18 protein-coding genes are annotated in these 22,878 nt (G+C 73.3%); 12 read left to right on the forward strand and 6 right to left on the reverse strand.

What is annotated here, in order from left to right; all coding sequences use genetic code 11:
• Window positions 1-59: 59 nt before the first annotated feature.
• Genes pyk through AB0F89_RS15955 form a run of 3 tightly spaced genes read left to right on the forward strand, consistent with a single transcriptional unit; the run spans window position 60 to window position 3,029 of the window.
• The gene (pyk, locus tag AB0F89_RS15945; RefSeq protein WP_367136905.1) at window positions 60-1,484 is read left to right on the forward strand and encodes a pyruvate kinase; all 1,425 of its coding nucleotides are present in this window, start codon (window positions 60-62) and stop codon (window positions 1,482-1,484) included.
• A gap of 8 nt (window positions 1,485-1,492) precedes the next feature.
• On the forward strand, window positions 1,493-2,416 hold the full coding sequence (tesB, locus tag AB0F89_RS15950) for an acyl-CoA thioesterase II (protein ID WP_367136907.1): 924 nt from the start codon (window positions 1,493-1,495) through the stop codon (window positions 2,414-2,416).
• Window positions 2,417-2,468: 52 nt separating this feature from the next.
• On the forward strand, window positions 2,469-3,029 hold the full coding sequence (locus AB0F89_RS15955; RefSeq protein ID WP_367136909.1) for a Uma2 family endonuclease: 561 nt from the start codon (window positions 2,469-2,471) through the stop codon (window positions 3,027-3,029).
• Here AB0F89_RS15955 and AB0F89_RS15960 read toward each other — a convergent pair.
• Window positions 3,019-4,404, reverse strand: a complete 1,386-nt coding sequence (locus AB0F89_RS15960) for an aspartate aminotransferase family protein (RefSeq protein ID WP_367136911.1) — start codon at window positions 4,402-4,404, stop codon at window positions 3,019-3,021. The two genes, AB0F89_RS15955 and AB0F89_RS15960, sit on opposite strands and share 11 nt — an antisense overlap.
• 10 nt (window positions 4,405-4,414) lie before the next feature.
• Window positions 4,415-4,921: an Lrp/AsnC family transcriptional regulator gene (locus AB0F89_RS15965; protein ID WP_367136913.1), complete on the reverse strand. Its 507-nt coding sequence runs from the start codon at window positions 4,919-4,921 to the stop codon at window positions 4,415-4,417.
• 41 nt (window positions 4,922-4,962) lie between these two features.
• Between AB0F89_RS15965 and AB0F89_RS15970 the strand changes: the two genes are divergently transcribed.
• Window positions 4,963-5,574 carry a LysE family translocator gene (locus AB0F89_RS15970; protein WP_367136915.1) on the forward strand — a complete coding sequence of 204 codons (612 nt, stop codon included), beginning with the start codon at window positions 4,963-4,965 and terminating at the stop codon, window positions 5,572-5,574.
• Between the two features lie 67 nt (window positions 5,575-5,641).
• Window positions 5,642-7,426 carry a sigma-70 family RNA polymerase sigma factor gene (locus AB0F89_RS15975; protein ID WP_367136917.1) on the forward strand — a complete coding sequence of 595 codons (1,785 nt, stop codon included), beginning with the start codon at window positions 5,642-5,644 and terminating at the stop codon, window positions 7,424-7,426.
• Window positions 7,427-7,687: 261 nt separating this feature from the next.
• On the opposite strand, the gene AB0F89_RS15980 is transcribed toward AB0F89_RS15975, so the two are convergent.
• The 3 genes from AB0F89_RS15980 to AB0F89_RS15990 form a co-directional block, all read right to left on the reverse strand.
• A complete protein-coding gene (locus tag AB0F89_RS15980; RefSeq protein WP_367136919.1) occupies window positions 7,688-9,070 on the reverse strand; it encodes a hypothetical protein in 1,383 nt (460 codons plus the stop codon).
• A gap of 86 nt (window positions 9,071-9,156) precedes the next feature.
• On the reverse strand, window positions 9,157-11,031 hold the full coding sequence (locus AB0F89_RS15985) for a ricin-type beta-trefoil lectin domain protein (protein WP_367136920.1): 1,875 nt from the start codon (window positions 11,029-11,031) through the stop codon (window positions 9,157-9,159).
• 169 nt (window positions 11,032-11,200) lie between these two features.
• Window positions 11,201-12,184: a LacI family DNA-binding transcriptional regulator gene (locus AB0F89_RS15990; protein ID WP_367136922.1), complete on the reverse strand. Its 984-nt coding sequence runs from the start codon at window positions 12,182-12,184 to the stop codon at window positions 11,201-11,203.
• 149 nt (window positions 12,185-12,333) lie between these two features.
• On the opposite strand from AB0F89_RS15990, the gene gndA reads away from it, so the two are divergent.
• The 3 genes from gndA to AB0F89_RS16005 all read left to right on the forward strand — a co-directional run bounded on the left by gndA (window position 12,334) and on the right by AB0F89_RS16005 (window position 16,944).
• On the forward strand, window positions 12,334-13,773 hold the full coding sequence (gndA, locus tag AB0F89_RS15995) for an NADP-dependent phosphogluconate dehydrogenase (RefSeq protein ID WP_367136924.1): 1,440 nt from the start codon (window positions 12,334-12,336) through the stop codon (window positions 13,771-13,773).
• A 24-nt stretch (window positions 13,774-13,797) separates the two neighbouring features.
• Window positions 13,798-14,415 carry a rhomboid-like protein gene (locus tag AB0F89_RS16000; protein ID WP_367136926.1) on the forward strand — a complete coding sequence of 206 codons (618 nt, stop codon included), beginning with the start codon at window positions 13,798-13,800 and terminating at the stop codon, window positions 14,413-14,415.
• 324 nt (window positions 14,416-14,739) lie between these two features.
• Window positions 14,740-16,944, forward strand: coding sequence for a SulP family inorganic anion transporter (locus tag AB0F89_RS16005; protein WP_367136928.1), 2,205 nt, complete (start codon window positions 14,740-14,742; stop codon window positions 16,942-16,944).
• Window positions 16,945-17,149: 205 nt separating this feature from the next.
• Here the strand turns inward: AB0F89_RS16005 and AB0F89_RS16010 are convergent, their stop codons facing one another.
• On the reverse strand, window positions 17,150-17,482 hold the full coding sequence (locus tag AB0F89_RS16010; RefSeq protein WP_367136930.1) for a hypothetical protein: 333 nt from the start codon (window positions 17,480-17,482) through the stop codon (window positions 17,150-17,152).
• Window positions 17,483-17,652: 170 nt separating this feature from the next.
• Between AB0F89_RS16010 and AB0F89_RS16015 the strand changes: the two genes are divergently transcribed.
• The 4 genes from AB0F89_RS16015 to AB0F89_RS16030 all read left to right on the forward strand — a co-directional run bounded on the left by AB0F89_RS16015 (window position 17,653) and on the right by AB0F89_RS16030 (window position 22,733).
• Window positions 17,653-18,501 carry a helix-turn-helix domain-containing protein gene (locus tag AB0F89_RS16015; RefSeq protein ID WP_367136931.1) on the forward strand — a complete coding sequence of 283 codons (849 nt, stop codon included), beginning with the start codon at window positions 17,653-17,655 and terminating at the stop codon, window positions 18,499-18,501.
• Window positions 18,502-18,518: 17 nt separating this feature from the next.
• A complete protein-coding gene (locus tag AB0F89_RS16020) occupies window positions 18,519-18,710 on the forward strand; it encodes a DUF397 domain-containing protein (RefSeq protein WP_367136933.1) in 192 nt (63 codons plus the stop codon).
• Between the two features lie 167 nt (window positions 18,711-18,877).
• On the forward strand, window positions 18,878-19,525 hold the full coding sequence (locus tag AB0F89_RS16025; RefSeq protein WP_367136935.1) for a DedA family protein: 648 nt from the start codon (window positions 18,878-18,880) through the stop codon (window positions 19,523-19,525).
• 367 nt (window positions 19,526-19,892) lie between these two features.
• Window positions 19,893-22,733 (forward strand): BTAD domain-containing putative transcriptional regulator, encoded by a 2,841-nt coding sequence (locus tag AB0F89_RS16030; protein WP_367136937.1) that lies wholly within the window; start codon window positions 19,893-19,895, stop codon window positions 22,731-22,733.
• The last annotated feature ends 145 nt before the right edge of the window (window positions 22,734-22,878 follow it).

Genomic DNA, 22,878 nt, shown 5'->3' on the forward strand with positions numbered 1-22,878 from the left:
GGAGATTACCCCCCGGTACATCCTGATCGGTCCAGTGACAGGGACTACGCTCCTGAGACGTGAGTCGACGCGCGAAGATCGTCTGTACGATGGGTCCTGCCACCGCGACCGAGGACAAGGTCAACGAGCTGGTGGCGGCCGGTATGGACGTTGCCCGGATGAACTTCAGCCACGGCAGCCATGCCGACCACAAGCAGGTCTACGACCTCGTCCGCAACGCGGCCGATGCGTCGGGCCGCGCGGTCGGCGTCCTGGCCGACCTCCAGGGACCGAAGATCCGGCTCGGCCGGTTCGCCCACGGCCCGGTCGAGTGGCGCACCGGCGACGTCGTCCGGGTGACCGTCGAGGACGTCGAGGGCACCCACGACCGCGTCTCCACCACCTACAAGCAGCTGGCGCAGGACGCCAAGGTCGGCGACCGCCTGCTGGTGGACGACGGCAAGGTCGGCCTGACCGTCATCGAGGTCGACGGCCCGGACGTGGTCTGCGAGGTCACCGAGGGCGGCCCCGTCAGCAACAACAAGGGCCTCTCGCTGCCCGGCATGGACGTCTCCGTGCCGGCCCTGTCCGAGAAGGACATCGAGGACCTGGAGTTCGCCCTGAACCTGGGCGTCGACTTCATCGCCCTGTCGTTCGTCCGCTCGCCCGCCGACATCGACCTGGTCCACCAGGTGATGGACCGCGTGGGCCACGGCCGCAAGCCGGTGATCGCCAAGATCGAGAAGCCGGAGGCGGTCGACAACCTCGAAGCGATCGTGCTCGCCTTCGACGGCGTCATGGTGGCCCGCGGCGACCTGGGCGTCGAGCTGCCGCTGGAGCACGTGCCGCTGGTGCAGAAGCGGGCGATCCAGATCGCCCGCGAGAACGCCAAGCCGGTGATCGTCGCCACCCAGATGCTCGACTCGATGATCACCAACTCCCGGCCGACCCGCGCCGAGACGTCGGACGTCGCCAACGCGGTGCTCGACGGCGCGGACGCGCTGATGCTGTCCGGCGAGACCTCGGTCGGCCGGTACGCCATCGAGACGGTCAAGACCATGGCCCGCATCATCGTGGCCGTCGAGACCGAGTCCACCGTGGTCCCGCCGCTGACCCACGTCCCGCGCACCAAGCGCGGCGTGATCTCGTACGCGGCGCGCGACATCGGCGAGCGGCTGAACGCGAAGGCGCTGGTCGCGTTCACCCAGTCCGGCGACACCGTGCGGCGGCTGGCCCGCCTGCACACCCCGCTGCCGCTGCTGGCGTTCACGCCGGAGCCCAGCGTGCGCAGTCAGCTTTCTCTCACCTGGGGCACCGAGACGTTCCTGGTGCCTAAGGTGGACTCGACGGACGAGATGGTCCGCCAGGTCGACCTCTCGATGATCGACATCGCCCGCTACCAGCCGGGCGACCTCGTCGTGGTCGTGGCAGGCTCGCCGCCTGGCACCATCGGCTCGACCAACCTCATCCGGGTGCACCGCCTGGGGGAGGACGACCACGCGTAGGAGATGACGTGACCGAGGCTGCCCGTGCTGCGGCGACCGCTGGGTTCTCGGGTGTCCCGCTGGACACCGACGGCGTGCCGCACGGGCAGCCCGTTCTCGACCGCCTCGTCGCGCTCCTCGACCTGGAGCGCATCGAGGAGAACATCTTCCGCGGGGTGTCACCCGCCGAGTCGCCCGTCCGGGTGTTCGGCGGGCAGGTGGCCGGTCAGGCCCTGGTAGCCGCCGGCCGGACCGTGCCACCGGAACGCCGGGTCCACTCGCTGCACTCGTACTTCATCCGCGGCGGTGACCCGAGCGTCCCGATCGTGTACGAAGTGGACCGCGTCCGTGACGGGCGGTCCTTCACGACCCGGCGCGTGGTGGCCGTCCAGCACGGCAAGGCCATCTTCACCCTGTCGGCGTCGTTCCAGCTGGACGAGCCGGGCCTGGACCACCAGGAGCCGATGCCCGCCGTGCCGCCGCCGGCGACGCTGCCGACCTACGCCGAGTCGGCCGCCGGCTACCTGGAGAAGGTCGGCATGGCGCGCCTGCCGAGGCCGATCGACATCCGGTACGTGACCGAGCCGCCGTGGCGGGCCCGCGAGGACGGTCCGGGCGAGGCGCGCAGCCAGGTGTGGATGAGGGCGGACGGCAAGCTGCCGGACGACGACCTGCTGCACGTGTGCGTGCTGGCGTACGCGTCGGACATGACCCTGCTCGACTCGGTGCTGGTGCGGCACGGGGTGTACTGGGGCACCGACAAGGTCCTGGGCGCGAGCCTGGACCACGCGATGTGGTTCCACCGCCGGTTCCGGGCCGACGAGTGGTTCCTCTACGACTGCGCCTCGCCCTCGGCGTCGGGCGCGCGGGGCCTGGCGACGGGCCGCTTCTACCGCCACGACGGCCAGTTGGTGGCCACCGTGGTGCAGGAGGGCCTGCTCAGGGTCCTGTAGTCGATCAGCTACTCTGCGCAGTCAACGGAGCGCGTGCTGGAGGTGGGCCGCGATGAGCGTGATGCCCTGGCCTGACCACTTGCTCACCCTTGAGGAGTGGGACGCGCTGCCGGAGCACGAGTCGCACCACGTGGAGCTGGTCGAAGGAATCCTGCTCGTGGCCCCCAAACCGGCGCCGAAGCACCAGGTGGCGATGGCGAACCTGCGGCACTGCCTCAAAGGGCAACTGCCGGCAGAAGCGGTGGCTGTCCTGGACGTCGACGTCCTGATCGACCCCGAGCCGCCGCTCACGGTGCGCGCGCCCGACGTGGTGGTCGTGCCGACTGAGCGCTACTGGGAGCACCCGAAGCGGTTCGACCCGGCAGACCTGCGGCTGGCCGTGGAGATCGTGTCGCCCGGGACGCGTCGCACCGACCGCATGTTCAAGCCGATCGAGTACGCCAAGGCGGGCATCCCGCACTACTGGCTCGTCGAACTCGACGAACCGATCACGCTCACCGCGTTCGACCTGGTCGCCGGCGGGTACGAAGAGATCGCGAGAGGAACGGTGAGGGTGGAGGTCCCCACTCCCTTCCCGATCACCGTGGACCTCACGGACTTGATCAACCCTTGACCCGCAGGGCGTCCCACAGCGCCCGGACGTGGTGCTCCCTGGTCGCCTCGGCCCCGATCGCCACCCGGATGGCGAACCGGCCGCCGACGACGGTGTGCGTGACGAACGCGTCGCCGCCCGCGTTGACCCGGTCCATCGCCTCGCGGGTGGCCCCGTCGCCGGCCCGGTGGGCGAGGGTGAGCAGGGACAGCGACCGGGGGACGACCAGCTGCCACTCGTCGGACGCCGCCACCCACGACTCCAGCAGCGCCGCCAGCTCCACGTGGCCCCGCAGGTGCGCCCGCACGCCCTCCAGCCCGTACCAGCGCAGCACCGACCACAGCTTCAACGCCCGGAACCGGCGGCCCAGCGGGACCTGCCAGTCGCGGTAGTCCACGACCGCGCCCGAGTCGGTCGCCGTGTTCCGCAGGTACTCCGGCAGGATCGTCAGCGCGTCGACCAGCACGTCCGGGTGGGCGGTCCAGAACAGGGACAGGTCGAACGCGGTGAGCATCCACTTGTGCGCGTTCGAGGTGAACGAGTCGGCCAGCTCCACGCCGTCGAACAGGTCCCGGAACTCCGGGCACAGCGCCGCCGGACCCGCCCACGCCGCGTCCACGTGCAGCCAGATCCCGTGCTCCGCGCACAGCGCGGCGATCTCGCGCACCGGGTCCACCGCGCCCGTGCCGGTGGTGCCGACGGTCGCGCACACCAGCACCGGGCGGCGGCCGGCGGCGAGGTCGGACCCGATCCGCTCGGCCAGGGCGTCCACCCGCATCGCCAGCCGGTCGTCCACCTCGACCGACCGCACGGCCTGCCCGCCGAGCCCGGCCATCCGGGCCGCCCGTTCGAGCGACGAGTGGGTCTGCGACGACACGTACACCACCTCGGTCCCGTCCACCCCCGCCTGCCGCCACTCGCCGCCCGACGCGCGGTGCAGCGCGGCGAGCGTCGCGACCAGCGCGGCCGACGACGCGGTGTCCTGGACGACCCCGCCGCCGACGAACGACGACGGCAGGCCCATGGCGCCGACCAGCTCGTCCATCAGGTGCTGCTCGACCTCGGTGGCGGCGGGGGAGGTGGACCACAACATGCCCTGCACGCCCAGCCCCGACGACAGCAGGTCGCCCAGCACCGACGGCAGGGAGGCGTTCGACGGGAAGTAGGCGAAGAAGCCGGGGTGCTGCCAGTGCGTGGTCCCCGGCAGCACGACCCGGTCCAGGTCGGCCAGCAGCCCGTCGAAGCCCTCGCCCCGCTCGGGCAGCCCGGCCAGCTGCCCCCGCACCCACCCCGGCTCGACCCGCGACCTCACCGGGAAGTCCTCGACGCGCGAGCGGTAGTCGGCGATCCAGTCGACCACCTCGTGGCCGATGCGGCGGAACTCGTCGGGGTCCATGCCGGGCAATCTAGACGCGCCGCCTGCGGTGGGTGGGCCGCAGGTCGTCCGGCGGCGTCAGCGCCCGCGTCTCGACCCGCTCCAGCACCACCGAGCTGGTCAGGTTCCGCACCTCGGTCCGCGAGGCGATCTTGTCCACCAGGAACGCCTGGAGGTGCGTGCTGTCGGCCACCGCGATGTGCACCAGGAAGTCGGCCTGGCCGCTGACGTGGAACAGCGACCGCGTCTCCGGCTGCGCCATCACGAACCGCCGGAACCCGGCCACCACCGGCCGGGTGTGCGGGCGGACGTTCACCGAGACGACGGCCTCCAGCGGCAGGCCGGTGGTGCGCGGGTCGACCACGGCGTGGAAGCCGGTGATCACGCCCAGCTCGCGCAGCCTGCGCACCCGTTGCAGGCACGTCGACGGCGCGATGCCGACCTGGTCGGCCAGGGTCCGGTTGGGCAGCGTCGCGTCGTTCTGCAACGCCTCCAGGATCTGCCAGTCGACCGAATCCAGTTCGGCTGTTCCGCTCACAACCGAACACTGTAGATGTCAGGTGGAATAAGCCCGAACTTGTGACCGAGGATGCGGCCGTGCACATCGCCTGGACCTCGTTCCTGCTCGCCCTGGTCGTCATCACCGTCGTGCCCGGCCCGGACTTCGTGCTGGTCACCGGCAACGCGGTGCGCGGCGCGCGGTTCGGCGCGCTGACGGCGGCGGGGGTGGTGACCGGGCTGCTGGTGCACGCCGTGCTGGCCACGGTGGGCCTGTCCGCGCTGGTGGCGGCGGCTCCGGCGGCGTTGCTGGCGGTCAAGGCGGTCGGCGCCCTGTACCTGGCCTACCTGGGCGTGATGACGTTGCGGTCGAAGAGGTCGATCACGGCGGCGCCGAAGTCGGACCGGTCGCTGTTCCTGCGCGGCGTGCTGTGCGACCTGCTCAACCCCAAGGTGATGCTGACGTTCCTCAGCCTGGTCCCGCAGGCCATGGACCCGGCCTCGCCGCCGCTGCCGCAGGCCGCGCTGCTGTCGGCGGTCGCGGTGGGCGTGTTCGCGTGCTTCTGGGCCGTTGTGGTGCCGCTGGCGGGCCGGCTGTCCGCGCTGCTGTCGCGGCCGAGGGTGCGGCCGGTGTTCGAGCGGCTGTGCGGCACGGCGCTGATCGGGATGGCCGCTTCGGTGCTCGCCGCGTAATTCTGGTTATCGTGTCGCCGTCCGACCGTCTCCGGTGGGTAAGCCCGACTCGGCCGAGAGGAGCGGTATGCGCACACCAGGGGACGCGGCGGCGGTGACGGCCGCGCAGCGTGGCGAGCCCGGCGCGTTGGACGCGCTGGTGGCGGCGTACCTGCCGCTGGTCTACAACGTGGTGGGGCACGCCCTGGCCGGGCACCCCGACACCGACGACGTGGTGCAGGAGACGATGCTGCGCGCGTTGAACGGGCTGTCGAAGCTGCGGGACCCGGACGCGTTCCGGTCGTGGCTGCTGGCGATCGCGTTGAACCAGGTGCGCGAGCACCACCGGACCCGGCCGCCGGTGGCCGACGTCGAGCCCGCCGACGTCGCCGACCCCGGCGCGGACTTCGCCGACCTGGCCATCACCCGGCTCCAGCTCACCGGGCAGCGCCGGGAGGTCGTGGCGGCCACCCGGTGGATCGGCGACGACGACCGCGAGCTGCTGTCGCTGTGGTGGCTGGAGCAGGTCGGCCGGATCAGCCGGGCCGAGCTGGCCTCCGCCCTGGACCTCACGCCGCAGCACGCGGCTGTGCGGGTGCAGCGGATGAAGGCGCAGCTCGACGCGGCGCGGGTGGTCGTGCGGGTGCTGGCCGCGCCGCGCTGCGGCGACCTGGCCGAGGTGATCTCCGACTGGGACGGGCAGCCCGGCGCGCTGTGGCGCAAGCGGATCGTGCGGCACGCGCGGGAGTGCGCCAGGTGCGCGCGCGGGTTCGACGACCTGGCGGCGGTGGACGGGCTGCTGGCCCGCATCCCGCTCGTGCCGGTGCCCGCCGGGTTCGACCTGCTCGCCGCGGAGCCGGTGGTCGCGGTGGTGGAGCGGGGGTTCTGGGCGCACGCCGCGACCAAGCCGCTGATCGCGGCGGCGGCCGTGGCGGCGGTCGCGGGCGCGGTCGTGCTGCTGCCGCCGCAACAGCGGCAACCGCCGCCGGAACCGGTGCCGGTGGCCGCGCCCATGACCGTCACGACCACCACCCTCGTGCCCGCGACCGCGGCGCCGACCACCACCACGACGACCACTACCACCACCACGACGGTCCCGGCCCCGCCCGCCGCGCCGCCGCCGGTCGTCCAGCCGGTCGCCAGGTCGGTGAAGAAGGGCGTCAGCACGTGGAGCTTCGACGGCGTGACGCGAGCGCTGTCGGACGTCGGCGCGGGCTGGTTCTACAACTGGGCGCCGACGAGGGAGGACGTGCAGGCGCCGCCCGGCGTCGAGTACGTGCCGATGATCTGGGGCGCGAAGACGCTGACGCCCGGCAACCTGGCCGCGGTCAAGGGGCAGGGCGGCACGCTGCTCGGCTTCAACGAGCCGGACCTCGGCGAGCAGTCGAACATGACGGTGGAGCAGGCGCTGGACCTGTGGCCGCAGCTGCAGGCGACGGGGATGCGGCTGGGCAGCCCGGCCGTCGCGCACAGCGGTGACAGGGCCGGTGGCTGGCTCGACCGGTTCATGGCGGGCGCGCGGGCGCGCGGGCTGCGGGTCGACTTCATCGCGCTGCACTGGTACGGCTCGGACTTCGGCCCGGCGGCGGTCGGCCACCTGAAGAACTACCTGGACGCGGTGCGGGCGCGGTACGGGCTGCCGATCTGGCTCACCGAGTACTCGCTGATGGACTTCTCCGGCGGCGGCGTGCGCTACCCGGACGAGCGGCAGCTGGCCGACTTCGCCGGCGCGTCGGCGCGGATGCTCGAAGGGCTGCCGTACCTGGAGCGCTACGCGTGGTTCGCGCTCCCCGCCGACAAGCCGGGCACGGGGCTGTACGTGCCCGGGGGAACGCCGAACCGGGCGGGCGAGGCCTACCGCGCCACCGGTTAGGCGAGCGCCCGCCGCCGGTCGTGCGGCGGCGGGCGCTCCGCGGTACCGGCCCGCCGCTGGTCGAGCGGCGGCGGGCCGGCTACCGGGTACCGGCCGGTCGGCGAGTCGGCTACCGGGTGTCGGCCGGTCGAATCGGTCAGCCGGCCGGATCGGCTGCTGCGGTCGGTCGCGCGGCTCGGTCGGCTGCCGTGGTCAGCCGGGTTGGTCAGCCGGGTTGGCCAGGTGGCCAGTCGGATCAGCCGGCCGGTCGGCCGGCAGCCGTCACGCGGCCGGTCGGTCGTCGAACAGCGGGTGCCAGCGGCCGTCGAAGCCGCCGTTGGCGGGCAGGTGCCAGCCCGGCGGCAGCCACGTGCCCACCTCGCGGCTCGCCCGGTCGTCCACCCCGCCGGAGTGCACGAAGTACTCGTGCTGCCGCCAGTAGACCCCGTGCGAGCCCGGGTCACCGCTGACCGCCCCCCGGCTCCGCCCCGAGCTGTCCAACCCCGTGCCCGCGAACCCGCCGAAGTCGTCCGACCCGGACGGCGTGTCCTCGTCCAGCTCCGCCGAGTACGCGCCGAAGAACCACGCCTTCGACAGGTAGCCCTCGCGCCCGTCCGTGAGGTCCGACGCGGCGTCGTCGCGCGACCGGGTGTGGAACCGCTGCACCCCCGTCCCGATCCCGAGCGCGGGCGTCTCGAACCGCACGTCCACCACGTCGGAGGCCAGCCAGTGCGGCTGCCAGGCGCCCTGCGACCAGTGCGTCGGCACGATGTCGGCCAGGTCCTGCAACTCGTAGGTCAGCCGCTTGACCGCGGGCCACGCCACCTTGGTCCCGTTGTCCACGCGGCTCGCCGCGGATGACGCGTTGGCCCAGGTCAGCGGCACCGCGCCGAACGCGGCCACGGCGTCCGCCGCGCCCTCCGGCACGAACGCGTAGTGCACGTTGCGCTTGTCGCCCGCGCCGGAGATGTTCACCTCGGCGCTCGCGCCCGCCGCCACCCGCCCCGAGACCCAGTCCCACGTGTTGGTGACGTAGCGCAGCTCGTGCGCGTGCGGACCGGCGCCCGGCAGGTCGAAGTCGCTCTCGTCGGCCTGCCACAGCAGCAGGTGCCGGCCGGTGGCGCTCCGGAGGAAGTTGACGTCGGTGTCGTAGGACCGCCGCATGACGTGGTCCTTGTGGTGCGTCACGGTGGCGTTGCCGAACGACTCGCCCGCGCCGCCCGGCGTGCCGGTCACCCCGCGCACCACCACCTCCACCCGTTCCCAGTCGTGGATCTCGTCGCCGTCCTTGTCCGCCGCGTTGTACACGTGGTACAGCAGCACCAGCGACTTGCCGCCGTTCTCGGTGAACTCCAGCAGCGCGGTGTAGAGGGTGGGCCGGATGCGCCACCGCTCGTACCCGGCGGTCCCGGCGACGTACTGCGGCACCTGCCGCCAGTTCGCCCGGTTGGTGGCGAAGGCGCCGTCCCGGTCGAAGTCGAAGTTCGCGAGCCAGTCCCGGCCCTGCTTGCCGTCGTTCTCGTCACCCCTCTTGAGGATGACGGGCGCGTAGTAGTGCAGGTACGCCTGCCGCTGCGCGGTGGTCAACGTCCAGGAAGCGTGCGCCTCGGGTGTGGTCAGGCACGCCGCCAGCACGGCCGCGACGAGCACGAGGAGTCGTGTCATGCCCTGGACTCTCGCGCTCGTCGCGGCCGGCTGTCACCGGGGAGCCGCCCCGGCGGAGCGGGACCCCGCAGCGATCGGGTCCGCGGTCAGGCCACGGTCCACTTCTGGTTGGCCGCGCCGGTGCACGACCAGATCTGCAGCCGCGTGCCGTCGGCGCTGTTGTTGCCGGTGACGTCCACGCACTTGCCGGTCGCCGGGTTCACCAGGTCGCGGCCCGCGGTGTGGGTCCACTGCTGGTTCGCCCCGCCACCGCAGCTCCACAGCTGCAGCTGCGCGCCGTCGGCGGTGCCGCGGTCCTTGATGTCGAGGCACTTGCCCAGCGCCCGCAGCGTGCCGTCACCGGGTCGCGACCACTGCTGCGCCGCGGTGCCGTTGCACGAGTACAGCTGGACGGCCGCGCCGTCGGCGCTGCTCGCGCCGGCGACGTCGACGCACTTGCCGGCCAGGCCGGTGATGGCGCCGCCGTTGCCACCGCCGTTGCCGGGCGTGCCCTGCCAGGTGAACGTCGCCGTGGTGCGGGCGGGCAGGGTGTAGGTGAACGACTGGTTGCCCCAGTTCACCCGGACGGACTGGGACGACGTGCCGCCGTTGTGCGCGATGAGGGCCTTCGAGCCGTCCGGGTTGCGCCACGCCACGTTCTGCACCGTGCCGTTGGCGGTCGAGTCGATCCGGTGGGCGCCCGGCCGGACGAACTTCGTCAGGTGACCGGTGGTGTAGTACTCGATCGTGTAGTCGACCTGACCGGCCCGCGAGCCGCCCTCCTGCACGGTGACCAGCCCGGTGCACGTGCCGCAGCCGCCGTTGTGCGGACCCATGTTCTGGTTCAGCGCCAGGCTCCACTTCACCAGGCTGGAGCTCCAGTTGCGGGCGTAGTTGACGATGTCGGCCATGTCCTCGTTGTGCTGGTTCGAGATCCACGTGCCGCCGGAGTGCTCGGTGCTGAACTGCTTCACGCTCGGGTACTGGTTGCGCACCTGCGTGCCGACCGCCGGGTCACCGAAGTAGCCGTGCCAGGCGATGCCGCCGAACAGCGGGTCGTTGCGCACGGCGGCGTCGTTGAGCACGCCGGAGCCGAAGTTGGCGTAGTCGCCGTAGTTCCAGTCGTGCACCAGCACCTTGGTGTTGATGCCCGCCGCGCGGAACGCCGGGTAGAGGTTGTTCTTGGTGAACTCGGCCAGCCCCGCCGGGTTCCAGCTCATGCCGGGGTAGTTCATCGCGGTCGGGTTGGACGCCTGGCAGCAGTTCGGCTCGTTCTGCACGGACACGTAGTCGACCGGGATGCCCGCCGCCTGGTAGCTCTGCACGTACTTCACGAAGTACTGGGCGTACATCGGGGCGTACTCCCACTTGAGCCAGCCCATCTGGTCCATCCGGCCGTTGTCCTTCATCCAGCCCGGCGCGCTCCACGGCACGCCCTTGACCCGCAGCTGCGGGTTGAGCTGCTTGGCCTGCTGGGTCAGCAGTCGCACGTTCGTGTCGTACCCGTTCGTGCCCCAGTCGTTGAGGTCGCAGCACGTGTCGTCCAGCGAGACGTTGCCCGGCCGGGACAGGTCGGACGCGCCGATCGGGTTGCGCACGAACGACAGGCCGATGCCGTCGACCGGGTGGAACAGCTTGCGCATCACCGCGTCCCGGGTGGCGGCCGAGATCGGGCCGCCGCGCATCAGGTAGGCGGTGGTGTCGGTGATCGACGCGCCGCCGCCCTCGAACTGCTGGTAGGTCGTGCCCTCGTTGACGGTGATGGTGTGGGTCGCGCTGCCCCCGTTCGCGCTGAACGCGACGGACGGCTGCTGCTGGAGACCGCGGGTGACCGTGCGGCCGCCGCTGTCGGAGGTGGTGGTCAGGAAGACGTTCACGGTCTCGCCCGCCGCCGCGGCGGGCTGCGAGGCGGCGAGGGCGGCGGCGACGGTGATCAGGGCTATGCCGGCGCTGGTGAAAGCCCGACGGTGGGTATGGGGCACCCCGGACTCCTTTCACGACGTTGTGGCAGGGGTGGTCGGCAGGCTGGAACAAACTGGAACAAAACTGGAACTTCTCCGCACGTGAAAGGAAACAAGCCTGCCGAAGGCCGTGTCAAGGTCGGGCGACGAGCCCGGTAAAGACCGTGAAAAGCGCGGGGACGCCGACGCGTCAGCCGCGCGGAACCGGCCCCGTCGACGCCCTGACCACCAGTTCCGTGGCCAGCTCCACGTGCAGCGCCTCCAGCTCGTGCCGGTCCAGCAGCCGCATCAGCAGCGTCACGGCCATCCGGCCCATCTCCTGCAACGGCTGCCGCACGGTGGTCAGCTCCGGCCGCGTCGCCCGGCTCAGGTCGAGGTCGTCGAAACCGGCGACCGACACGTCGCGCGGCACGTCGAGGCCGCGCTCCCGGGCCGCCCGCAGCGCGCCGACCGCCATCTTGTCGTTGAACGCGACCAGCGCCGTCGGCCGGTCCGCCAGGTCGAGCAGGTCGCGGGCCACCAGGTAGCCGTTCTCCGTCGTCGGCTCGTCGACGTGCCGCAGCAGCTCCGCCGAAGGCAGCACGCCCACGTCGGACAACGCCGCCGCGTAACCCGCGAGCCTGCCGTCGCCCGCCAGCCAGTCCTCCGGGCCGCCGATGATCCCGATCCGCCGGTGGCCCAGCTCGACCAGGTGCGCCATCAGCCGCCGCGCGCCCGCGAAGTGCGCCGCCGACACCGACGCCACGTCGCGCGGCAGCTCGGTGCGCGGGTCCACCACCACGAACGGGAACCGGCGGTCCCGCAGCCGGACCAGCTCCTCGGCGGGCTCGGGCGGCAGGATCAGGATCGCGCCGCCCACGTCCGACCTGGTCGTCAGGCCGGGCAGCACGGAGGCGCGCTGCGCCGACACGCCCGCGCTCAGCACGACCTGCCGGTGGTGCAGGGCCAGCGTCTCGACCGCGCTGGTCACGATCAGGCCGAAGTAGTCGGTCAGCAGGTACGGGCAGCGCACGTAGATGGGGCCGGTCGGCTTCGCGCCGCGGGGGCGCGGCGCCTGCGCGCCGAGCCCGGCGACGGCCTGGAGCACCAGCTCGCGGGTGTGCTCGGCGACGTTGGCCTGGCCGTTGAGCACCCGTGACACCGTGGCGATCGACAGCCCGGTCGCCCGTGCCACGTCACGCACCGTCGCCCTGGCCATTCGCGCCCCCTGTGTTCCACCAGCGTTTCACGATGTTACAGGTCGCGCGGCCGGGTCCCGAGCACCGAACGAACAGGGGTGGCGCACAGGTGCGCGAGAGCGCGCGCGTGGGGCAGGCTTGGCGGATGAACACCTCCGAGGCACCCGCGCGGATCGCCGTCACGGGGCTCGCCGTCATGGGCAGCAACCTGGCGCGCAACCTGGCCCGGCACGGCTACCGCGTCGCAGTGCACAACCGCAGCCACGCGCGCACCAAGGCGTTGATCGCCGACCACGGCCACGAAGGCGACTTCGTGCCCTCCGAGACGCTGGAACAGCTGGTCGCGAGCCTCCAGACGCCGCGCCAGATCATCATCATGGTCAAGGCGGGCGGGCCGACCGACGCCGTCATCGACGAGCTGGTGCCCCTGCTGGAGCCCGGCGACATGGTGATCGACGGCGGCAACGCCCACTACGCCGACACCCGCCGCCGCGAGGCCGCGCTCAAGGAGGCCGGGCTGCACTTCGTCGGCGCGGGCATCTCCGGCGGCGAGGAGGGCGCGCTCAACGGCCCGTCGATCATGCCCGGCGGGTCGCGGGAGTCCTACTCCCACCTCGGACCGGTGCTGGAGGACATCGCCGCGAAGGTCGACGGCGTGCCGTGCTGCGTGCACGTCGGGCCGGACGGGGCCGGGCACTTCGTGAAGATGGTGCACAACGGCATCGAGTACGCCGACATGCAGCTCATCGCCGAGGCGTACGACCTGCTGCACCGGGTCGGCGGCCTGGCGCCCGCCGAGGTCGCCGAGGTGTTCCGCGGCTGGAACACCGGCGACCTGGAGTCCTACCTGGTCGAGATCACCGCCGAGGTGCTGGCCCACGTGGACGCCGACTCCGGCGCGGCGCTGGTCGACGTGATCGCCGACGAGGCCGAGCAGAAGGGCACCGGCCGCTGGACCGTGCAGGAGGCGCTGGAGCTGGGCGTCCCGGTGACCGGCATCGCCGAGGCGGTGTTCGCCCGCTCGCTGTCCGGCCGGGCGGGCCAGCGCGCGGCGGTGCGGTCGGCGTTCGGGTCGGCCGAGGTCGTCGGGGACCCGGACGAGTCGCTGGTCGAGGACGTGCGGCAGGCGCTGTACGCGTCGAAGGTGGTCGCCTACGCGCAGGGCTTCGACCAGATGCGCGCGGCGAGCGCCGAGTACGGCTGGGACCTCGACCTGGGCGCGATGGCCACGATCTGGCGCGGTGGCTGCATCATCCGCGCCCGGTTCCTGGACCGCATCCGCGAGGCGTACGACAAGGCGCCCGAGCTTGCGTCGCTGCTCGTGGACGACTACTTCCGCGACGCGGTCCGGTCGGCCGAGGCGGCGTGGCGGCGGGTCGTGGTGAAGGCGGTGACCGCGGGCGTGCCCGCGCCGGGGTTCGTGTCCGCCCTGGCCTACTACGACGGGCTGCGCTCCGAGCGCCTGCCCGCGTCGCTCATCCAGGGGCTGCGCGACTTCTTCGGCGCGCACACCTACCGCCGCACCGACCGGGAGGGCAGCTTCCACACCCGCTGGTCGGGTGACAGGTCCCAAGTGGACGCCTGACGCCGTTGCTCCCATCATGGCCGGGTGCGTGAGCACTTCCGCCGGAACCCCGTCACGGCCGGCTACCTGTCGGCCGTGGCGGGGCTCGCGCTGCTCATGCGGTTCGTGTTCGCCGACGGGATGTCGGCGCAGGTGCGCTCCTCGCTCAGCACGAACGCGGCGAACCTCGCCGACCACCCGGTCAACGCGCTGCTGGGCAGCGCGTTCGTCCTCGACCCCGTCGGCGACGGTCTGCTGTGGACCGGTCTGGCCGTGGTCGGGGTCGCGGTGTGCCTCGGCGCCCTGGAGCGCGAGGTCGGGCCGTGGCGCGCGGTCGCGGTGGTCCTCCTCGGCCACGTCGGCGCGGCGCTCAGCACCGCCGCCGTCATCTCTTCGGGTGCTTATCCGACCGACCTGACCACCGTGGTCGACGTCGGCGCCGGCTACGTGGCGTTCACCGCGGCCGGCGCCATCACCGTGCTGGGGCCGCCGGTGCTGCGCGCGCCGTGGCTGGCGCTCCTCGTGGCGTTCCCGCTCCTGGGCGCCGACTGGTTCGGCGCGGTGCCCGAGTTCCCCGCCGTCGGGCACGTCGCGGCCGTCCTCATCGGACTGTGCGGCGGTGCGGTCGCGGTCGGGCGCGCCTACGCGGCGGTCGGCCGCTGAGCGCGTCACCAGGTGTGACAGCCCCCGCTTGATCAACACGACCGGGTGTATCCGCTGTCAGCCGGCGCGCATCCTCGTCATCATGGTGTGGACGCGACCTGTGCGACGCGGGCTGTGCCGACACGTCCCCTGTGCCGACACGGAGGTGCCACCGTGGCGACCACCCACCACCGCGCCGGGGCCGGGTTCCGACTCGCCGGACTCGACGCCCCCTGGCCGCGCCCGCTGCCGCCCTTAACCGGGTCGTAGGCACGCCTCCTCCGCAACGACGACACCCCGCGCGCCCGCGCGGGGCGATACCCCGTTCCTGAAAGGACCGACGACGTGAACCGACCACGCCCCAACAAGTCCCACGCCGGCGAGCACACCACGGCAGGCCCCCCGGGCCGCCTCGCCACCGTGCTGCGGCACGACCTGCCCGCCTCGGTGGTGGTGTTCCTGATCGCCGTGCCGCTCTCGCTCGGCGTCGCCGCCGCGACCGGCGCGCCGCTGATGGCCGGGCTGATCTCCTCGGCCGTCGGCGGCATCGTGGCGGGTTCCCTGTCCGGGGCCCCGCTGCAGGTCAGCGGGGCCGCCACCGGCCTGGTGCTGATCATCGGCGGCGTGATCGCCGAGTACGGCTGGGCCGCCACGGCGGCCATCACGCTCGCCGCCGGCTGCGTCCAGGTCGCGTTCGGCCTGGCCAAGCTCGGCCGGGTCGCGCTTTCCCTCTCGCCCGCCGTGGTGCACGGGATGCTGGCCGGCATCGGCCTGAGCATCGCGATCGGCCAGCTGACCGTCGTGCTCGGCGGCGCGGCGGCCACGTCCGTGCCGGAGAACCTGGTCCGGGCCTTCACCGACGAGGTGCGGTGGTCGGCCGTGCTCGTCGGCTCGCTCGCGGTGGCCGCGCTGGTGCTGTGGCCCAGGGTGCCGCGCGCCGCCGTCGTGCCCGCGCCGCTGGTGGCCGTGCTGGTCGCGACGCTGGCCACGACCGGCCTGGACGTGGCCCGGGTCGACCTGCCCGGCGACCCGCTCGGCCAGTTCGTGCTGCCGGAACTGCCGTCCGGCGGGTTCGCCGGGATCGCGTTCGCGGTGCTCACCGTCGCCCTGGTCGCCAGCGCCGAGTCGCTGCTGTCCGCCGTCGCGGTCGACAAGCTGCACGCGGGGCCGCGCGCCGACCTCGACCGGGAGCTGATCGCCCAGGGCACCGCCAACGTCGTCTCGGGCGCGCTGGGCGGGCTGCCGCTGTCCGGCGGCGTCACCCGCGGCTCGACCAACGTCGCCGCCGGCGCCCGCACCCGCGCCTCGACCGTGCTGCACGGCCTGTGGATCGCGGTGTTCGTGCTCGCGCTGGGCTCGGTGCTGGAGCTGATCCCGCTGGCCGCGCTGGCCGGCGTGCTGCTGGTGGTCGGCGTGCGGCTGGTGAGCGTGCGCCGGATGCGCGCGCTGTGGCGGCACGGCGAGTTCACCGCCTACGCGGTCACCGCGCTGGGCGTGCTGGCGCTCGGGCTGGTGGAGGGCGTGCTGCTGGGCGTCGCGGCGGCGGCGCTGCGGTCGCTGCACCGGCTGACCCGCGCCTCGGTGCGCGTCGAGCAGGAGCCGGACGGCTGGCGCGTGGTGATCCGCGGCTCGCTGGTGTTCCTCGGCGCCGGGCGGCTGGTGCGCGGGCTGCGCGCCATCCCGCTGGGCCAGCGCGTGGTGCTGGAGCTGCACATCGACTTCCTCGACCACGGCGCCTACGAGGCGATCGACGACTGGCGCGCCGGCTACGAGCGGCTGGGCGGCCACGTCGAGGTGGACGAGGTGCACGACACCTGGTTCAGCAAGGCCACCCGGGGCATCCCCGCGCTGCGCAAGACGCCGCTGTCGCCGCTGCCGCGCTGGTTCGCGCCGTGGTCGCACTGGCAGCGCCACCGCGCCGTCACCCTGCCCCGGCCGCGCCCGGACGCCGACCCGATGATCCGCGGCATGCGCGAGTTCGAGCGCACCACCGCGCCGCTGGTCCGCCCGTTCCTGGCGGAGCTGGCCGCGCGGGGGCAGCGCCCGCGCCAGCTGTTCATCACCTGTGCCGACTCCCGGGTGGTGCCGAACCTGATCACCACCAGCGGGCCGGGCGACCTGTTCTGCGTGCGCAACATCGGCAACCTCGTGCCGCCCGGCGGTGACGACTCGGTCGGCGCGGCCATCGAGTACGCGGTCGAGGCGCTGGCGGTCGAGACGATCGCGGTGTGCGGCCACTCCGACTGCGGCGCGATGAAGGCCGTCGTGCAGGGCTCGACGCGGCCGGGTTCGCAGCTGCACTCGTGGCTGAAGGCGGTGGAGCCGAGCCTGGTCCGGTTCCACGCGGGCGAGTCCGACCTGCCGGTGGTGGAGCGGCTGGCGGTGGCCAACGTCGCGCAGCAGCTGGACAACCTGCTGGCGTACCCGAGCGTGCGGGAGGCGGTGGCGACGGGGTCGCTGCGGCTGGTCGGGATGTACTTCGACATCTCGGCGGCGCGGGTGTACCTGGTGGACCCGGAGCGGGACGGCCTGGAACCGGTCCGGCTCTGACCGCTCGCGCTTCGCGCGGTCCGACGCCCGCCGCCCGGTCGCCGGGGATCGGCTGCCAGGGGTCGGCGGGCGTCGACTCCCGGCGACCGGACGGCCACTCGTGGGGCCGGCTCCCCGGTTTGAGGCGCGGGGGAGGCCCTGTGCGCGGCGGATCGGCGCTGGTCGGGGCACGGCTGGGACGCGTGCCGGTCAGGGCGTCGGGTGGCTAGCCGACGCTGTGCAGGTGCCTGCGGTGGTTGCCGGACGGTTCGTCGCCCGCCACCGTCAGCGCCAGCTGCGCGCCCAGGTAGGCGCGGCACGGCGAGGGCAGCCGGCGGCTCCACCGGCGGGTCCGGCGGGTCCGGCAGGTCGGGCAGCGGCCGTGGTCGTCCGGGGTGTGCTCGTCGAGCAGCGCCCTGACCGCGGCCACCACCCGCGGCAGCTCGCAGCGGGCCAGTTCGACGGCGGTCTCGTCGTCCCCGGTCGAGGCCAGCCGGACCAGCGTGGCCAGGTGCTCGCGCAGCGAGCGGTCGAGCTGGCTGAAGACGGTGGTGGACACCTTCAGCGCTCCTTCCGGGGGTGGGGGTTGGTCACCGCAGCCTGCGACCGCCTCCCGGCCGACTGCAAGTTGCAGTACACGAATGGATGACGGCCCTTTGCTCCGTTCGCCGGCGGCCCGAGACTGGGCTCCGGTCCCCGGGCGGGGACGCGCCGACGAAAGGTGTGCCCATGGCACGGGGCAGCAGCCCGACGCTGCGCAAGCGCCGGTTGGTCAGCGAGCTGCGCAGGCTGCGCGAGGCCGCCGACCTCACCATCGAGGACGTCGCCCGGCGGCTGGAGTGCTCCGCCTCCAAGATCAGCCGGATCGAGACCGGCCGGGTCGGCGTCACCCCGCGCGACGTCCGCGACATGCTCACCGCCTACGGCGCGCCGCCGGCGACGCTGGACGAGCTGGTGCAGCTGGCCCGCGAGGCGCGCCGCCGGGCGTGGTGGGACGAGTTCGGCGACGTCGCGCCCGGCCGGTACGTCGGGTTCGAGGCCGACGCCGACTCGGTGCGCACCTACCAGGGCCTGATGGTCCCCGGCCTGCTCCAGAGCGAGGGCTACACCAGGGCGTTGATCCGGGCCGTGCTGCCGGACGCCGAACCGGCCGAGGTGGACCGCCGGGTCCAGCTGCGCAAGGCGCGCCAGGCGCTGCTGCTGGAGGACGACCCGCTGCACCTGCACGCGGTCGTCGACGAGGCCGCGCTGCGCCGGCTGGTCGGCGGCCGGGAGGTGATGGCGGAGCAGTTGCGACGACTCCTCGAAGTCGAAGAACTGCCGAACATCACCCTTCAGGTGGCCACTTTCGAGTCCGGCGGTCACGCCGCGATGGACGGCCCGTTCGTGATCCTGACGTTCGCCGAGCAGTCGGATCCGGCCGTGGTATACATCGAAAGCCCGAAAGGCGATGTCTATTGGGAACAACCCGCGGACGTCGCCCGGTATTCCGACATGTTCGCACGGCTCAGCGCCGCGTCGCTCGACCCGTCCGCCTCGTTCGCGCTGATCGGGCGGGTGGCGCGCGGGCTGGCCTGAACCCGAGGTGAGCGGCCATGCAACGCCAGTGGCGCAAGAGCACGCGTTCGTCAGCGGGCGGTCCGGAGTGCGTGGAAATCGCGCTCGACCGCGTCGGCGCGGGCGTCCGCGATTCGAAGAACCGAACCGGCGGCGCGTTGGACTTCGGTTTCACGCAGTGGTCGCGTTTCGTCGGCACCGCCAAGCACGGCGCATTCGACTCGCGCTGAATCCGGTCATTTCCCCCGGGGTGCGCCCCTGACTTTCGACCGCCCACCCGTACGACCGAGGTCGGGTGCGGGTCAGCCCCCGGTCCGATGCGCCCGGCGGCGTGGTTGCGGTGGACTCCCCCTAGCCTGCACACCGGTGCTCGTCGTGATCCACAGGGGGAAGAACCATGGCCTTGCTGACCGACGCCCTGGAAGGGCTCGCCGGTCTGCCCCAACCCGCCGTGCTGGCGGTGACGGGCGCGTTGACGCTGGCGGAGTGCACGTTGGGGGTCGGCTTCATCGCGCCGGGCGAGAGCGCGCTGCTGCTGGCCGCGACCACGGTCACCAGCGCGTCCCGGTTCCTGGTCATGTGGCTGGTCGTGTCGGTGTGCGCGGTGGTGGGCGACAGCATCGGCTACTTCCTCGGCCGCCGCTACGGCGACCGGCTGCGCGACAGCAAGGTGGTGCGCAAGCTCGGCCAGGAGCACTGGGACAAGGCGGGCGCGCTGCTGCGCAGGCGCGGCGCGTGGGCGGTGTTCTTCGCCCGGTTCATGCCGGTGGTGCGCACCCTGGTGCCCGCGTCGGCGGGTGCGTCGAAGCTGGAGTACCGCCGGTTCCTGCCCGCGTCGATCGCGGGCGCGGTGAGCTGGTCGGCGCTGCACATCGGCATCGGCTCGGCCGCGGGCGCGTCGGCGAAGTACGTCGAGTCGGTCTTCAACGGCGCGATGTGGGGCCTGATGGGCGTCGCGGCCGTGGTCGCCGTCGTGGTGGTGCTGCGCCGGCGGCGCAGGGCGGTCGCCGCGGTCGAACCGCGCGAGCTGGAGGAGGTCGCCTGACCCCGGGAACGTCGAAGGGGCCGCGTCCGGGGGTTCGGTCCCGGTCGCGGCCCCTTCCACTGGGGGGAGGGCAGTGGACCCGGGTCACCCCCTACCGGGTGGCCCGGCTCCGGAGGAGCTGGGGACGAGGGCGGGCCGGCGTTCCGCCGCCGCGGGCTGGATGCCCCTTGCACGCCGGCCTGCCCTCGTCGTTCAGGGAGAGCAGCGGATGTTCCGCTGTCTGGTCCAACCTCCCCCACCGGGGTTCGCCCTGTGTGGTTGATCGGACACGCTTAGCGTAAGAATGCGGCTACAGGACGACTGGAGCCGGACTGGAGTGATTGCCTAGGCTCTGTCCCGGGCTCAACCCTCGGTGAAGGATCGGTCGGTGGCAGACGGCGACGACGAGCGCTTGCGGTTCGAGGTGCTCGGCCTGCTCCGGGCGGTGCGCGGCGGCGGGGAGGTGGACCTCGGCGCCGCCAAGCAGCGTGCCGTGCTGGCGGTGCTGCTGCTGGCCCGCAACACCCCGGTCAGCCGCGACCAGATCATCGAGGCGGTGTGGGGCGACAACACGCCCACCAGCGCGGTCAACCTGGTGCAGACCTACGTGGCCGGGCTGCGCCGCGCGCTGGAGCCCAGCCGCGCCCCGCGCACCCCGGCCGAGCTGCTGACCTCGGTCGGCGACGGCTACCTGCTGCGGGTCGACCCGACCGCCGTCGACCTGGACGAGTTCGAGCGCGGCGTGGTCGCGGCGGCCCGGCTGCGCGCGTCCGGCGACCTGGTCGCCGCCGCCGCCGCGCTGGACGAGGCCCTCGACCGCTGGCGCGGTGAGCCGCTGGGCGGCGTCGCGGGCCTGTTCGCCGAGGTCGAGCGCGGCCGGTTGGCCGAGCGCAGGCTCGCGGTGCAGGAGGAGCGGGCCGAGCTGCTGCTGCTGATCGGGCGCGGCGCGGAGCTGGTGCCGTCGCTGACCACGCTGGTCGGCGAGCACCCGCTGCGGGAACGCGGCCACGGCCTGCTGATGCGGGCGTTGTGCCAGGCGGGTCGGCAGGCCGAGGCGCTGGCCGCCTACCGCGAGGCGCGGCGGGTGCTGATCGAGGAGCTCGGCGTCGAGCCCGGCCCGGAGCTGCGCAAGCTCCAGCAGGCCGTGCTGGCGGGCGAGGACCCCGAGCCGGAGCGCCCGACCCGGCCGATGGCGCTGCGCCCGGCCGGTGACCCGGCGCCCGCCATCACGCCCGCGCAGCTGCCGCGGGTCGCGGCGACGCTGATCGGCCGCGACGACGAGCTGGCCCGGCTGGACGGGCTGCTGGCCGAGTACCCGCAGGGCGGGCTGGTGCTCGTCGTCACGGGTCCCGCCGGTGTCGGCAAGACCGCGCTGGCCCTGCACTGGGCGCAGCGGGTGCGCGAGGACTTCCCGGACGGCCAGCTGTACGTCGACCTGCACGGCTTCGACCCGAACCGGGAGCCGCTGGGCGCGGGGGAGGTGCTGAGCCGGTTCCTGCGCACGCTGGGCGTGCCGTCGCCGGACCTCCCGGTGACGGTGGAGGAGCGGTCGGCGCTGTTCCGCACGCTCATCGCGGACCGGCGGATGGTGGTGATGCTGGACAACGCCCGCGGCTCGACCGAGCTGCTGCCGCTGCTGCCCGGCCCGCCGTCGTGCGTGCTGGTGACGTCCCGCCGGCGGTTGGTCGGGCTGGTCGCGCACGCCGAGGCGCGGCTGGTCGAGCTGGACATGCTGGAGCCGGACGCGGCGGTGGCCGTGGTCAGCCGGGTCGCCGGGCGGGACGGCACGGAGGCCGCCGCGCTGCGCCGGCTGGCCGTGCTGTGCGACGGGCTGCCGCTGGCGCTGCGGATCGCCGCGGCCCGGCTGGCGGTCGCGCCGGCGCTGCGGGTGGCCGAGCTGGTCGCCGAGCTGGACGACGAGCACGGCCGGCTGGCCGCGCTGGGCCTGGAGGACGAGGACTCCACGGTGCGGGCGGCGCTGGACGCGTCGCGGCGGGCGCTGTCGCCGCTGCCCGCGCGGCTGCTGGCGCTGCTGGGGCTGCACCCCGGGCCGGACGTGACGGCGTTCGCGGTGGCCGCCATGGGCCGGGTGCGGTTGGGCGAGGCGCAGCGCGCGCTGGACGCGTTGACGGCGGCGAACCTGCTGTCGGTCAACGAACCCGGCCGGTACGGCGCGCACGACCTGGTGCGGGTCTACACCCGGACGCTGGCCGCCGAGCTGCCCGCGGCGGAGCGGCGCGACGCGACCAGCCGGGTGCTCGACTACTACCTGCACTGCGCGGACCTGGCCGACGGCCTGCTGCCGGTGGGCCGCGGCAGCGTGCCGGTCGCGCCCGAGCACGTGCCCGTCGACGTGCCGAAGCTGACCGGTTCGGCCGACGCGATCGCCTGGCTGGACGCCGAGCAGGCCAACATCGTCGCCGCCGCCGAGCTGGCCGCCGCCGAGGGGTGGCTGGTGCACGCGTGGCAGCTGCCGTACACGCTGTCGCGGTTCTTCTGGCTGCGGGCGGACCGGACGACGTGGCTGCGCACCACCGAGGCGGCGCTGCAGGCGGCCACGGCGCTCGGCGACCCGGCGGCGAAGTTCGTGATGCTGTTCAACCTGGGGCTCGCGCTGGCCCAGTTCCAGCGGATGGACGAGTCGCTGGCCCGGCACCGGGAGGCGCTGGAGGTGGCGCGGGCGTCGGGCGACGTGAACGCGCAGGCGCGGGCGCTGACCACGGTCGGGGACCTGCTGCAGTTCCTCGGGCGGGTGGACGAGTCGGAGGCGTCCTACCGGGCGGCGCTGGAGGTCAGCCGGGCGGCCGGGTCGCGGTTCGCCGAGGCCAACGCGCACCACAACCTCGGGATGCTGCACCTGAAGTCGCGGCGGTACGACGAGGCCAGGACGTGGCTGAGCGCGGCGGTGGCGATGTACCGGGAGGTCGGCGAGCAGTGCGGTGAGTCGACCTGCCACACGGACCTGGCGATGGTGCTGCTGGAGTCGGGGGAGGGCGCGGAGGCGGTGACGGCGGCGCGCACGGCGCTGTCGGTCGCCTCGGCCGCGGCCAGCCCGTACCACCAGGCGATGGCGCACGACCGGCTGGCGACGGTGTTCGACCGGCAGGGGGTGCCGGGCGCGGTGGCGCACTGGCAGCGGGCGCTGGCGCTGTTCACCGAGCTGGACGCGCCGGAGGCCGACCAGGTCCGGGAACGCCTGGCCAGGTCCCGCGCCACGACCGCCGTCTGACCGCCGCCCGACGGCGCGCCGAGGTCCGCTCACCCCCGGCCCCGTCGTGATCGGTTGAGTGGTCTGGACCTATTGACACAGAGGTCTAGACCTATCTACCTTCCAGTAGCTGCGTCGTGGCCGCCGCCCCGTGCAGGAGGTGTGC

The organism is Saccharothrix sp. HUAS TT1 (assembly GCF_040744945.1).
Classification (GTDB): domain Bacteria; phylum Actinomycetota; class Actinomycetes; order Mycobacteriales; family Pseudonocardiaceae; genus Actinosynnema.